Origin of the sequence: Streptomyces sp. Ag109_O5-1 (genome assembly GCF_003814875.1) — a bacterium.
In the GTDB taxonomy this organism is placed as follows: Bacteria; Actinomycetota; Actinomycetes; order Streptomycetales; family Streptomycetaceae; genus Streptomyces; species Streptomyces sasae.
On the sequence record NZ_RKQF01000001.1, the window covers coordinates 9,473,318 to 9,486,381 of the forward strand.

Sequence of the window (13,064 nt, forward strand, 5' to 3'; positions counted from 1 at the left end):
CGTCAGCCCGTCGTCTCCCCGCCCTTCCGGGTGGGCGAGGCGGCGGGCTTCCGCATGTCACCGCCGTCCCGCTGCTGCCGAACCGGCCCGCGCGGCGCCGGCAGGACGTCCAGCGGTCGTACCCCCAGGTACCCCAGCGCCCGGGTCACCGCCGCCTCCCGGTCCAGCCCGGCCCCCCGCCGTACGCACTCCGCGTACCGCTCGCCGCCCAGCGCCCGCCGGGCCGTCGCCTCGCACAGCTCGTGCGGGGCGTTGTAGTACGCCGAGCCGAACAGCGGCAGACCCACCGACGGCCACAGCCGCCCGGCCGCACCCTGCAGCACCGCCGCCTCCGCCGGATCGCCCTGCGCCACCGTCACCAGGGCGAGCAGCTCGATCGACAGCACCGAACCCAGCAGGTCACGGAAGCCGTGGGCATGGCCCAGGCAGTCGGTGAGCAGTTCGCGGGCGGCCCCGTGATCGCCGTCCTGCCAGGCCGCGTACGCCAGCACGTACAGCGCGTACGACCGGGCCCAGTGCTCGCCGTGGTCCTCGCACACCCGGCGCACGTCCTCGCACAGCCGTACCGCGTCCGCCAGATCGCCGAGGAACGCCCTGGTCATCGCCAGTTCGACCTGGGCCATCAGGACATTGCTGTTGAGCTCGCCGATCTCCCGGTACCGGTCGAGGGCCGAGCGCAGCAGCGTCTCCGCGCGCGCCATGTCGTCCGTGACCAGGGCCAGACAGCCGGTGCGGTGCTCCGCGTACGCCATCGCCGTCGGGTCGGCGACCAGCTCGGCCTCCTCCCAGCACTCCTGGAGCGCGGCCAGCGCGGGCGCCGCGTCGCCCTGGAGGATCGCCACGTAACCCAGCACCCACAGTGCCTTCAGCCGGGACCGCGGGTACTCCGAGTCCAGCTCCAGACTCCGCTCCAGCCAGCGCCGCCCCTCCGAGAGGCGGCCGCAGCCCGCCCAGTAGAACCACAGCGAGCCGGCCAGGTACTGGCCCAGATGCGCCTCGTCCGGCTCGGCCAGGCTGTGGTCCAGGGCGGCCCGCAGGTTCGGCAGCTCGGCCTCGACCCGCGCGGCCACCTCGCCCTGCCGCGGTGAGAACCAGTCCAGCTCGCACCAGGTCGCCAGCCCCATGAACCAGTCCCGGTGCCGGCGCCGCAGCCGCCCCGCGTCCCCCGCCGCCGCCAGCCAGCCGGCACCGTAGGCCCGCACGGTGTCGAGCATCCGGTAGCGCACCCCCGTCGGGGTCTCCTCGCGGGCGACCACCGACTGCGCGAGCAGCTCCGTCAGCACGTCCAGGACCTCCTCGGACGACAGCCCGTCCCCGCTGCACACGTACTCGGCCGCCTCCAGGTCGAAGGTCTGCGCGAAGACCGAGAGCCGCGCCCACAGCAACCGCTCGGCGGGGGTGCACAGTTCATGGCTCCAGCCGATCGTCGTGCGCAGGGTCCGGTGCCGGGGGAGCCCGTCGCGCCCGCCGCCGGTCAGCAGCCGGAACCGGTCGTCCAGCCGCGCCAGCAGCTGCCCCGGCGACAGCGCCCGCAGCCGCCCCGCCGCCAGCTCGATCGCCAGCGGGATCCCGTCCAGACGCCGGCACACCTCCCGTACGTCCCCGCAGCCCCGCACGTCCAGCCCCTGCCGCCCGGCTCGCTCGGCGAACAGCTCCACCGCCTCGTCCTCGCCCAGCGGTGCCAGCGGGAACAGCACCTCACCCGCCACCCCCAGCGGCCGCCGCCCCACCGCCAGCACGATCAGGTCCGGCAGTTGCCGCAGCAGCTCGGTCACCAGCTCCGCGCACGCGTCGACCAGATGCTCGAACCCGTCGAGGACCAGCAGGATCCGGCGGCCGGCGAGATGCGCCAGCAGGGTCTCGCCCGGCGGCCGGGTGGTGTGGTCGGCCAGGCCCAGAGCCTCCACGACCGCGTACGCCACGAACTCCGGGTCCTGCACCGAAGCCAGCTCCACCCGCCACACCCCGTCCCGGGGCGCCGCGCCGGCCGCCGCCCGGGCCGCGAGCCGCGACTTGCCGACCCCGCCGACCCCGGTCACCGTGACCAGCCGGCCGGACTCCAGGGCCCGGGCCAGCTCGCCGAGTTCGGCCGACCGGCCCACGAAGGCGGTCAGTTCCAGGGGCAGATTGCCGTCCGCCGGAGAGCCGGGGCGCTGAGGACCTCGCATGGGACACGGAGCGTACTTAACCGTGTTCGGTCCGTACAATCGCTTGCCGTAACCCGGCCCGTCGCGCGCGGTAATCCGGTACGGAGCCCCGCCCCCGGCGCGATAGGCTCGGTGCAGACTTTTCGATGTTGAGGCACGTTTCAGGGAGCGGGTGCGCACAGTGTCCGGTGGAGAGGTGGCCGGGATCCTGGTGGCCGTCTTCTGGGCGATCCTGGTCTCCTTCCTCGCCGTCGCGCTGGCGAGGCTGGCCCAGACGCTCAAGGCGACCACCAAGCTCGTGGCGGACGTGACCGACCAGGCCGTCCCGCTGCTCGCCGACGCCTCCGCGGCCGTACGCTCCGCACAGACCCAGATCGACCGGGTCGACGCGATCGCCTCCGACGTCCAGGAGGTCACCTCCAACGCCTCCGCGCTCTCCAGCACCGTCGCCTCCACCTTCGGCGGCCCGCTCGTCAAGGTCGCGGCCTTCGGCTACGGAGTGCGCCGGGCCCTGGCAGGACGCAGGGCGGACGTGCCCGTGAAGGAGCCCAGGCGTACCGTGATCGTGGGCCGGACCGTCCCGGCCGCGCGGCGGAAGAACCGGGGAAAGTAGGAGCCAGCTCAGATGTTCCGCCGTACCTTCTGGTTCACCACCGGTGTCGCAGCCGGTGTCTGGGCCACCACCAAGGTCAACCGCAAGATCAGGCAGCTGACCCCCGAGAGCCTCGCCGCCACCGCAGCGAACAAGGCGCTGGAGACGGGCCACCGGATCAAGGACCGGGCGGTCGGCTTCGCGCTCGACGTGCGCGACAACATGGCCCAGCGGGAGGAGGAGCTGGGGGACGCGCTGGGCATCAACGCGGACCCCGAACTCCCCGCGCCCCGGCGGCTCGCCGCCATCGAGAACCGCAGCAACCCGAAGTACGCCGATGACAGGACGACGTACTCGTACAACCGGAATGAGGACCACTGATGGAGTCGGCCGAGATTCGCCGCCGCTGGCTGAGCTTCTACGAGGAGCGCGGTCACACCGTCGTCCCTTCGGCGTCGCTCATCGCGGACGACCCGACTCTGCTCCTCGTCCCGGCCGGCATGGTGCCCTTCAAGCCGTACTTCCTCGGTGAGGTCAAGCCGCCGTGGGCGCGCGCCACCAGCGTGCAGAAGTGTGTGCGCACCCCGGACATCGAAGAGGTCGGCAAGACCACCCGCCACGGCACCTTCTTCCAGATGTGCGGCAACTTCTCCTTCGGCGACTACTTCAAGGAAGGCGCCATCAAGTACGCCTGGGAGCTGCTCACCACGCCCCAGGACAAGGGTGGTTACGGCCTGGAGCCGGACCGCCTGTGGATCACCGTCTACAAGGACGACGACGAGGCCGAGCGCATCTGGCACGACGTCATCGGTGTGCCGAAGGAGCGCATCCAGCGCCTCGGCATGAAGGACAACTACTGGTCCATGGGCGTCCCCGGCCCCTGCGGCCCGTGTTCCGAGATCAACTACGACCGCGGCCCCGAGTTCGGCGTCGAGGGCGGCCCCGCCGTCAACGACGAGCGGTACGTGGAGATCTGGAACCTGGTCTTCATGCAGTACGAGCGTGGCGAGGGCATCGGCAAGGACAACTTCGAGATCCTCGGCGAACTGCCCAGCAAGAACATCGACACGGGCCTCGGCCTGGAGCGCCTCGCCATGATTCTGCAGGGCGTGCAGAACATGTACGAGATCGACACCTCGATGGCCGTCATCAAGAAGGCCACCGAGCTGACCGGTGTCCACTACGGCGAGGCCCACGCCTCGGACGTCTCGCTGCGGGTCGTCACCGACCACATGCGTACGTCGGTCATGCTCATCGGTGACGGCGTCACCCCCGGCAACGAGGGCCGCGGCTACGTCCTGCGCCGCATCATGCGCCGCGCCATCCGCAACATGCGCCTGCTCGGCGCCACCGGCCCGGTCGTCCTCGACCTGATCGACACCGTGATCCGGATGATGGGCCAGCAGTACCCGGAGCTGGTCACCGACCGCGAGCGCATCGAGAAGGTCGCCGTCGCCGAGGAGAACGCCTTCCTCAAGACGCTCAAGGCCGGCACCAACATCCTCGACACCGCCGTCACCGAGACCAAGGAGTCCGGCGGCAAGGTCCTCGCCGGCGACAAGGCGTTCCTGCTCCACGACACCTGGGGCTTCCCGATCGACCTCACCCTCGAAATGGCCGCCGAGCAGGGCCTCTCGGTGGACGAGGAGGGCTTCCGCCGCCTGATGAAGGAGCAGCGGGAGCGCGCCAAGGCCGATGCCCAGGCCAAGAAGACCGGGCACGCCGGCGCCGGCGCGTACCGCGAGATCGCCGACAAGACCGGCGAGACCGACTTCATCGGCTACTCGGACACCGAGGGCGAGACCACGATCGTCGGCATCCTCGTCGACGGCGTCTCCTCCCCGGCCGCCAGCGAGGGCGACGAGGTCGAGATCGTCCTCGACCGCACCCCGTTCTACGCCGAGGGCGGCGGCCAGATCGGCGACACCGGCCGGATCAAGGTCGACACCGGTGCCGTCATCGAGATCCGCGACACCCAGAAGCCGGTCCCGGGCGTCTACGTCCACAAGGGCGTCGTCCAGGTCGGCGAGGTGACCGTCGGCGCCAAGGCCCACGCCTCGATCGACTCCCGTCGCCGGACCGCCATCGCCCGTGCCCACTCGGCCACCCACCTCACCCACCAGGCGCTGCGCGACGCCCTCGGCCCGACGGCCGCCCAGGCCGGTTCCGAGAACCAGCCCGGCCGCTTCCGTTTCGACTTCGGTTCCCCGTCCGCGGTTCCCACGGCCGTGATGACCGACGTCGAGCAGAAGATCAACGAGGTGCTCGCCCGCGACCTCGACGTGCGTGCCGACATCATGGGCATCGACGAGGCCAAGAAGCAGGGCGCCATCGCCGAGTTCGGCGAGAAGTACGGCGAGCGGGTCCGCGTGGTGACCATCGGCGACTTCTCCAAGGAGCTGTGCGGCGGCACCCACGTCCACAACACCTCCCAGCTGGGCCTGGTCAAGCTGCTCGGCGAATCGTCGATCGGCTCGGGTGTGCGCCGTATCGAGGCCCTCGTCGGTGTCGACGCCTACAACTTCCTCGCCCGTGAGCACACGGTCGTCGCCCAGCTCCAGGAGCTGATCAAGGGCCGTCCGGAGGAGCTCCCGGAGAAGGTCTCCGCGATGCTCGGCAAGCTGAAGGACGCCGAGAAGGAGATCGAGAAGTTCCGCGCGGAGAAGGTGCTGCAGGCCGCCGGCGGTCTCGTCGAGTCCGCCAAGGACGTGCGCGGGATCGCCGTCGTCACCGGGCAGGTCCCGGACGGCACCACCCCGGACGACCTGCGCAAGCTGGTCCTCGACGTGCGTGGCCGCATCCAGGGCGGACGCGCCGCCGTGGTCGCCCTGTTCACGGTCAACAACGGCAAGCCGCTCACGGTCATCGCCACCAACGACGCCGCCCGTGACCGCGGCCTCAAGGCCGGTGATCTGGTCCGCACCGCCGCCAAGACGCTCGGCGGCGGCGGTGGCGGCAAGCCGGACGTCGCCCAGGGCGGCGGCCAGAACCCGGCCGCGGTCGGGGAGGCCATCGACGCCGTCGAGCGCCTCGTCGACGAGACCGCCAAGTAAGGAAACGGTCGCAGATGCGCAGAGGACGTCGACTCTCGATCGACGTCGGGGACGCCCGGATCGGGGTCGCCTCGTGCGACCCCGACGGGATCCTCGCCACCCCGGTCGAGACCGTTCCCGGCCGGGACATCCCGGCGGCCCACCGCCGGCTGCGGCAGCTGGTCGAGGAGTACGAGCCGATCGAGGTCGTCGTCGGACTCCCGCGCTCCCTCAAGGGGGGCGAGGGTCCGGCCGCCGTCAAGGTCCGCGCCTTCGCCCAGGAGCTCGCCAAGGGCATCAAGCCGGTGCCGGTCCGGCTGGTCGACGAGCGGATGACGACGGTAACGGCGAGCCAGGGGCTGCGCGCTTCCGGAGTGAAGGCCAAGAAGGGCCGCTCGGTCATCGACCAGGCCGCGGCGGTCATCATCCTTCAGCAGGCACTGGAATCCGAACGGGTGTCAGGTAAACCACCCGGCGAGGGCGTCGAAGTAGTCATCTGATCGCGATACGGTAACGTTCCGCGCGATGCGATGGTTTTCGAACAGCCACCGCACAGCAAGAGGCGGAACGGGAACCGGCCCACCAGCCGCGCACCGCACCACCTCGCGGCTCTAGGGGATCGATGACTGAGTATGGCCGGGGCCCAGGCTCCGAACCGTGGCATCCGGAGGACCCGTTGTACGGGGACGGCGGATGGGGCGGACAGCAGACCCAGGAGGGTCAGCAGTCCCCCTACGGCGGCCAGCCACAGCACTACCCGCAGCAGTCGCAGCAGCAGCAGCAGCAGTACGGCGACTGGGGCCAGCACCCGCAGGGCGGGTACGACCAGCACCAGGGCCAGCAGCAGTACACGTACTACGACGAGCAGGGCCGACTCCAGTACGCCGACGGGCACGGTCAGCAGCAGTACGACCAGCAGCAATACGACCAGCAACAGTACGACCAGCAGTACGTCGGGCACGCCCCGCAGCAGTACCACCAGGGCGTCTGGGACGCCAGCGGCTCCCACGGCCAGGTCCCCTACGCCGCGGACCCCGGAGATCCCTACGGCCAGCAGCCTGCGGCCTACGGCGGGGAACAGCCCGACTTCTACGGCACCGAGGACGCCTTCCCGCCGCCGGAGCCGCCCGGCCGCCGGCGCGATCCGGAGCCGGAGGCGCAGCCCGAACCGGCCGCCGAGGAGGAAGAGCAGCACCCCTTCTTCACGGGCGCGGACGACGACGAGGACGACACCGACGACGACCCGAAAGGGCGCCGCGGCGGCGACCGGGGCAAGGACGCCAAGGACGCCAAGGGCGGCAAGGGCACCAAGAAGCGCCGTACCGGCACCGCCTGCCTGGTGGTCTGCCTGGTCTTCGGCGGCGGCGCGGCCACGGTCGGCTATTTCGGCTGGCACTTCTTCAAAAATCGTTTCGGCGCTTCCCCGGACTACGCGGGCAGCGGCAACGGCGAGTCGACGAACGTCGAGATTCCCAAGGGCGCGGGCGGCTACGACATCGGCCGCATCCTGAAGGCGGCCGGCGTGGTCGCGAGCGTCGACGCGTTCGTCTCCGCACAGGCGGCGAATCCCGACGGCAAGGCGATCCAGGACGGCGTCTACACGCTGCAGAAGCACATGTCCGCGGCCAGCGCCGTGGAACTGATGCTCAGTCCGAAGAGTCACAACAACCTGGTCATCGCGGAGGGCCTGCGCAACTCCGCGATCTACGACATGATCGACAAGCGTCTCGAAGTGGCGAAGGGGACCACCGCGAGCGTCGCGAAGCAGGACTACAAGGCCCTCGGGCTGCCCAAGTGGGCACTGAACCACGCCAATCTGAAGGACCCGCTGGAAGGATTCCTCTACCCCTCCAGCTACGCCGTGGCGAAGGGGCAGAAACCCAAGGCGGTCCTCACCGAGATGGTGGCCCGCGCCAACGAGACGTACCAGTCACTCGGCCTGGAGAAGAAGGCGACCAGCCTGGGACTCGACGGACCGTGGCAGCTGCTCACCGTGGCCAGCCTGGTACAGGCCGAGGGCACCAGCCACGACGACTTCCGCAAGATGGCCGAAGTGGTCTACAACCGCCTCAAGCCCGGAAACCCCGAGACCTACGGCGCGCTCGAATTCGACTCCACGTACAACTACGTGAAGAACCAGAGCAAGATCGACCTGTCGATCGCCGAACTGCGGCACTACAACAACCCGTACAACACGTACTACGTCAAGGGACTGCCGCCCGGGCCCATCGACAACCCCGGTGAAGAGGCGCTCAGGGGCGCACTCGACCCGACGGACGACGGCTGGTACTACTTCATTTCGACGGACGGCAAGACCAGCAAGTTCACGAAGACGCTCGCCGAGCACGAGAAACTCGTGAACGAGTGGAACGCCTCCAGGAAAAAGAGCTGACCGATATCGCGACGTTCACCGGAGTCGCGAGGCCCAAGGACAGATTCAATGCCAACTCGGGCAACCGACGCCCGCCGGGCCGCCGTGCTCGGTAAGCCCATCGCCCACTCCCTCTCCCCGGTGCTGCACCGGGCCGCGTACGACAAACTCGGGCTCACCGACTGGTCGTACGAGCGCTTCGAGGTCGACGAGGACCAGCTGCCCGGCTTCATCGGGCAGCTGGGACCGGAGTGGGCGGGGCTGTCGCTGACCATGCCGCTGAAGCGGGCCGTCATCCCGCTGGTCGACGAGATCACCGAGACGGCCGCCTCCGTCGACGCGGTCAACACCGTCGTCTTCACGGAGGACGGACGTCGGCTCGGCGACAACACCGACATCCCCGGCATGATCGCCGCGCTCCGCGAGCACGGCATCGAGCAGGTCGACTCGGCCGCGATCCTCGGCGCCGGCGCCACCGCCTCCTCCGCACTGGCCGCACTCGCCCGGATCTGCACCGGCGAGGTCGTCGCCTACGTCCGCAGCGAGGCCCGCGCCGCCGAGATGCGGGAGTGGGGCGAGCGGCTCGACGTCGAGGTCCGCACCGCCGACTGGGCCGACGCGGAGCAGGCCCTGCGCGCCCCCCTGGTGATCGCCACGACCCCGGCCGGTACCACCGACGCCCTCGCCGGCGCCGTACCGGAGCGCCCCACCACCCTCTTCGACGTGCTCTACCACCCCTGGCCCACCGCCCTCGCCGCCCGCTGGTCCATGTTCGGCGGAGCCGTCGTCGGCGGCCTCGACCTGCTGGTCCACCAGGCCGTACTGCAGGTCGAACAGATGACGGGCCACACCCCCGCACCACTGAACGCCATGCGCCGGGCCGGGGAGAAGGCGCTGGCCGAGCGCTGACCCGACCGCCGGTACCGGCCTGTTCGCGTCCGTCTGCTGGACCGGCGGCCGGGTCCGCCGCCCGGACGTGGGAGGATCGGGGGTGGCGGACCGGGGCCGCGCACCCGGTCGGGCCGTCGCCGTACGCGAGGACACGCGTACGCAGGGCAGTACCAGGGCGCGAGCACTGAGGAGCATCGTTGAGCAGGCTGCGTTGGCTGACCGCGGGGGAGTCCCATGGTCCCGCACTTGTCGCGACGCTGGAGGGCCTTCCCGCCGGCGTGCCGATCACGACCGAGATGGTCGCGGACCATCTGGCGCGGCGGCGGCTCGGTTATGGCCGTGGTGCGCGGATGAAGTTCGAGCGCGACGAGGTCACCTTCCTCGGTGGTGTCCGGCACGGTCTGACGCTGGGTTCCCCGGTGGCGATCATGGTGGGCAACAGTGAGTGGCCCAAGTGGGAGCAGGTGATGGCGGCCGATCCGGTCGACCCGGAGATCCTGGCCGGACTCGCGCGCAATGCTCCGCTGACCCGGCCGCGTCCCGGCCACGCCGACCTCGCCGGGATGCAGAAGTACGGTTTCGGCGAGGCCCGCCCGGTCCTGGAGCGTGCCTCTGCGCGTGAGACCGCGGCCCGTGTGGCGCTCGGCGCCGTCGCCCGCTCGTACCTGAAGGAGACGGCGGGCATCGAGATCGTCTCGCACGTCGTCGAGCTGTGCTCGGTGAAGGCCCCGCAGGGTGTGTACCCGACCCCGGCCGACGTGGAGAGGCTGGACGCGGACCCGCTGCGCTGTCTGGACGCGGATGCGTCGAAGGCGATGGTCGCGGAGGTCGACCAGGCCCACAAGGACGGCGACACCCTGGGCGGTGTGGTCGAGGTGCTGGCGTACGGCGTGCCGGTCGGTCTTGGCTCGCATGTGCACTGGGACCGCAAGCTGGACGCCCGTCTCGCCGGTGCCCTGATGGGCATCCAGGCGATCAAGGGCGTCGAGATCGGTGACGGCTTCGAACTGGCCCGGGTGCCCGGTTCCAAGGCCCATGACGAGATCGTCAACACCGCCGAGGGCATCCGGCGGGTCTCCGGCCGTGCCGGCGGCACCGAGGGCGGTCTGTCCACCGGTGAGCTGCTGCGGGTGCGGGCCGCGATGAAGCCGATCGCGACCGTGCCGCGTGCCCTGCAGACCGTGGACGTGACCACCGGCGAGGCCACCCAGGCCCACCACCAGCGCTCGGACGTCTCCGCGGTGCCGGCCGCCGGCATCGTCGCCGAGGCGATGGTCGCGCTCGTCCTCGCGGACGCGGTCGCGGAGAAGTTCGGCGGCGACTCGGTCCCCGAGACCCGCCGCAACGTGCGGTCGTACCTCGAGAACCTGGCCATCCGATGAGCGCAGCCCCGGTGGTGGTGCTGGTCGGGCCGATGGGCGTGGGCAAGTCCACGGTCGGGCAGCTGCTGGCGGAGCGGCTCGGTGTCGGCTACCGGGACACCGACGAGGACATCGTGGCCGGCGAGGGCCGCACGATCGCGGACATCTTCGTGGAGGAGGGCGAGCCCGCCTTCCGTGCCATCGAGAAGCGTGCGGTGCACACGGCGCTGGCCGAGCACGGCGGCGTCCTGGCGCTCGGCGGCGGTGCGGTCCTCGACGCCGACACGCGCGTGCTGCTGGCCGGGCAGCGGGTGGTCTACCTGTCGATGGACGTCGAGGAGGCCGTCAGGCGCACCGGCCTGAACGCGGCCCGGCCGCTGCTCGCGCTGAACCCGCGCAAGCAGTGGCGGGAGCTGATGGAGGCGCGGCGGCATCTGTACGAGGAGGTCGCCACGGCGGTCGTGGCGACCGACGGCCGTACCCCCGAAGAGGTCACCCAAGCAGCCCTGGACGCACTGGAGTTGAAGGAAGCATGAGCGAGGCAGTCACCCGGATCCAGGTCGGCGGCACAGCGGGCACCGAGCCGTACGAGGTCCTGGTGGGCCGTCAACTCCTCGGCGAGCTGGGCGGATTGATCGGCGAGAAGGCCCAGCGGGTAGCCGTCATCCACCCCGAGGCGCTCGCCGAGACCGGGGACGCGCTCCGCGCCGACCTGGCCGGGCAGGGCTACGAGGCCGTCGCCATCCAGGTGCCGAACGCCGAGGAGGCCAAGACCGCCGAGGTCGCCGCCTACTGCTGGAAGGCGCTCGGCCAGTCCGGCTTCACCCGAACCGACGTCGTCGTCGGCGTGGGCGGCGGCGCGACCACGGACCTGGCCGGTTTCGTGGCGGCGACCTGGCTGCGCGGCGTTCGCTGGATCGCCGTCCCCACGACCGTGCTGGCCATGGTCGACGCGGCGGTCGGCGGCAAGACGGGCATCAACACGGCCGAGGGCAAGAACCTCGTCGGCGCCTTCCACCCCCCGGCGGGCGTCCTCTGCGACCTCGCCGCCCTGGACTCCCTCCCGGTCAACGACTACGTCTCCGGGCTCGCCGAGATCATCAAGGCCGGCTTCATCGCCGACCCGGTGATCCTGGAGCTCATCGAGTCCGACCCCGAGGCCGCGCGCACCCCGGCGGGCCCGCACACGGCCGAGCTGATCGAGCGCTCCATCCGGGTCAAGGCCGAGGTCGTCTCCTCCGACCTCAAGGAATCGGGCCTGCGCGAGATCCTCAACTACGGCCACACGCTCGGCCACGCCATCGAGAAGAACGAGCGCTACAAGTGGCGGCACGGCGCCGCGGTCGCCGTCGGCATGCACTTCGCCGCCGAGCTGGGCCGCCTCGCGGGCCGTCTGGACGACGCGACGGCGGACCGCCACCGCACCGTCCTGGAGTCGGTCGGCCTTCCGCTGCACTACCGCTACGACCAGTGGCCCAAGCTGGTCGAGACGATGAAGGTCGACAAGAAGTCCCGCGGCAACCTGCTGCGCTTCATCGTCCTGGACGGCCTCGGCAAGCCGACCGTCCTGGAAGGCCCGGACCCGGCCGTGCTGCTCGCCGCGTACGGCGAGGTCGGGCAGTAGAACCGCTGCTGTTCCACCCCGCCCGATCCGCCTCGCGGGACGGGCACTTCGGACCGCCCCCGGCCGTTTCACCAAACGACGACCGGGGGCGGTACCGTTCGGTAACGAGCGCAGCCGCACATGACGAGACGGAGTGGCACCGGATGCAGCACGCAGTGGGATCTCCGCTGCCGCCGCCCCATCAGCCGGGGCAGGGACCGGTCGGCTGGCAGCCGGCCGCACAGCACCCGGGAGCACCGCAAGGCCCCGCGCCCGTGCCGCCACCACCGGCCGCGCCCCCGCAGCCGTCGGTTCCGCCGCTTCCCACGGTCCCACCGCCGCCCGACACCACCGGGCACGTCCCGCTGCCGCCGGGCGGCCCGGTCGGCATGCCCAGCGCACCCCCCGCCGCCACGACCGTGCCGGACCCGACGGCCACCACGCTGGCCGTTCTGCTGATCGGCCCGGCCGGTGCGGGCAAGACCAGCGTGGCCAAGTACTGGGCGGACCACCGCCGGGTCCCCACGGCCCACATCAGCCTCGACGACGTCCGCGAATGGGTCCGCTCCGGCTTCGCCGACCCCCAGTCCGGCTGGAACGACAACTCCGAGGCCCAGTACCGCCTGGCCCGCCGCACCTGCGGCTTCGCCGCGCGCAACTTCCTGGCCAACGGCATCTCCTGCATCCTCGACGACGCGGTCTTCCCGGACCGCCCGGTCGTCGGCCTCGGCGGCTGGAAGCGCCACGTAGGCCCCGGCCTCCTCCCGGTCGTCCTCCTCCCCGGCCTCGACATAGTCCTGGAACGCAACGCGGAACGCAGGGGCAACCGCCGCCTCACCGACGAGGAGGTGGCCCGCATCCACGGCCGCATGGCGGGCTGGTACGGCTCGGGCCTCCCGATCATCGACAACTCGCAGCTGGATGTACCGGGGACGGCCCGCGTCCTGGACGACGTCCTGGCAAGAGCAATAGCGAGCCCACCGAACTGGTAGGCGGGGGGACTGAACCCACCTTCTTGGGGGCGCTGGGGGTACCCCCGGCCGAAGGCTGGGGGAGGAACTGCGCGC

The 13,064-nt window shown here is 71.1% G+C and carries 11 protein-coding genes; 10 read left to right on the forward strand and 1 reads right to left on the reverse strand.

Annotated elements, in window-relative coordinates; genetic code table 11:
- Positions 1 to 2 precede the first annotated feature (2 nt).
- On the reverse strand, positions 3 to 2,168 hold the full coding sequence (locus EDD90_RS43185) for an AAA family ATPase (protein WP_123978518.1): 2,166 nt from the start codon (positions 2,166 to 2,168) through the stop codon (positions 3 to 5).
- A 151-nt stretch (positions 2,169 to 2,319) separates the two neighbouring features.
- On the opposite strand from EDD90_RS43185, the gene EDD90_RS43190 reads away from it, so the two are divergent.
- From EDD90_RS43190 to EDD90_RS43240, 10 genes are all read left to right on the forward strand, one after another.
- Positions 2,320 to 2,760 (forward strand): DUF948 domain-containing protein, encoded by a 441-nt coding sequence (locus tag EDD90_RS43190; protein WP_123978519.1) that lies wholly within the window; start codon positions 2,320 to 2,322, stop codon positions 2,758 to 2,760.
- A 12-nt stretch (positions 2,761 to 2,772) separates the two neighbouring features.
- A complete protein-coding gene (locus EDD90_RS43195) occupies positions 2,773 to 3,120 on the forward strand; it encodes a hypothetical protein (RefSeq protein WP_123978520.1) in 348 nt (115 codons plus the stop codon).
- Complete coding sequence (alaS, locus tag EDD90_RS43200; protein ID WP_123978521.1) at positions 3,120 to 5,792, forward strand: alanine--tRNA ligase; 2,673 nt, start codon at positions 3,120 to 3,122, stop codon at positions 5,790 to 5,792. Before EDD90_RS43195 ends, alaS begins: the two co-directional genes overlap by 1 nt.
- A 14-nt stretch (positions 5,793 to 5,806) precedes the next feature.
- Positions 5,807 to 6,271 carry a Holliday junction resolvase RuvX gene (gene ruvX / locus EDD90_RS43205; protein ID WP_123978522.1) on the forward strand — a complete coding sequence of 155 codons (465 nt, stop codon included), beginning with the start codon at positions 5,807 to 5,809 and terminating at the stop codon, positions 6,269 to 6,271.
- Between the two features lie 122 nt (positions 6,272 to 6,393).
- Positions 6,394 to 8,163 carry an endolytic transglycosylase MltG gene (gene mltG, locus EDD90_RS43215; protein WP_123978523.1) on the forward strand — a complete coding sequence of 590 codons (1,770 nt, stop codon included), beginning with the start codon at positions 6,394 to 6,396 and terminating at the stop codon, positions 8,161 to 8,163.
- Positions 8,164 to 8,211: 48 nt separating this feature from the next.
- A complete protein-coding gene (locus EDD90_RS43220; RefSeq protein ID WP_123978524.1) occupies positions 8,212 to 9,051 on the forward strand; it encodes a shikimate dehydrogenase in 840 nt (279 codons plus the stop codon).
- A gap of 179 nt (positions 9,052 to 9,230) precedes the next feature.
- On the forward strand, positions 9,231 to 10,415 hold the full coding sequence (gene aroC, locus EDD90_RS43225) for a chorismate synthase (RefSeq protein WP_123978525.1): 1,185 nt from the start codon (positions 9,231 to 9,233) through the stop codon (positions 10,413 to 10,415).
- Positions 10,412 to 10,930 carry a shikimate kinase gene (locus EDD90_RS43230; protein WP_123978526.1) on the forward strand — a complete coding sequence of 173 codons (519 nt, stop codon included), beginning with the start codon at positions 10,412 to 10,414 and terminating at the stop codon, positions 10,928 to 10,930. Before aroC ends, EDD90_RS43230 begins: the two co-directional genes overlap by 4 nt.
- A complete protein-coding gene (gene aroB / locus EDD90_RS43235; RefSeq protein ID WP_123978527.1) occupies positions 10,927 to 12,018 on the forward strand; it encodes a 3-dehydroquinate synthase in 1,092 nt (363 codons plus the stop codon). Before EDD90_RS43230 ends, aroB begins: the two co-directional genes overlap by 4 nt.
- A gap of 143 nt (positions 12,019 to 12,161) precedes the next feature.
- Positions 12,162 to 12,989 (forward strand): Pro-rich N-terminal domain-containing protein, encoded by an 828-nt coding sequence (locus EDD90_RS43240; protein WP_123978528.1) that lies wholly within the window; start codon positions 12,162 to 12,164, stop codon positions 12,987 to 12,989.
- Positions 12,990 to 13,064 lie beyond the last annotated feature (75 nt).

Bases quoted from the DNA above. Each gene is read 5' to 3' on its own strand.
- EDD90_RS43220 (WP_123978524.1), top strand. From the start codon at position 8,212: ATGCCAACTCGGGCAACCGACGCCCGCCGGGCCGCCGTGCTCGGTAAG.
- alaS (WP_123978521.1), top strand. From the start codon at position 3,120: ATGGAGTCGGCCGAGATTCGCCGCCGCTGGCTGAGCTTCTACGAGGAG.
- EDD90_RS43240 (WP_123978528.1), top strand. From the start codon at position 12,162: ATGCAGCACGCAGTGGGATCTCCGCTGCCGCCGCCCCATCAGCCGGGG.
- ruvX (WP_123978522.1), top strand. From the start codon at position 5,807: ATGCGCAGAGGACGTCGACTCTCGATCGACGTCGGGGACGCCCGGATC.
- aroB (WP_123978527.1), top strand. From the start codon at position 10,927: ATGAGCGAGGCAGTCACCCGGATCCAGGTCGGCGGCACAGCGGGCACC.
- EDD90_RS43230 (WP_123978526.1), top strand. From the start codon at position 10,412: ATGAGCGCAGCCCCGGTGGTGGTGCTGGTCGGGCCGATGGGCGTGGGC.
- EDD90_RS43195 (WP_123978520.1), top strand. From the start codon at position 2,773: ATGTTCCGCCGTACCTTCTGGTTCACCACCGGTGTCGCAGCCGGTGTC.
- mltG (WP_123978523.1), top strand. From the start codon at position 6,394: ATGACTGAGTATGGCCGGGGCCCAGGCTCCGAACCGTGGCATCCGGAG.
- EDD90_RS43185 (WP_123978518.1), bottom strand. From the start codon at position 2,168: ATGCGAGGTCCTCAGCGCCCCGGCTCTCCGGCGGACGGCAATCTGCCC.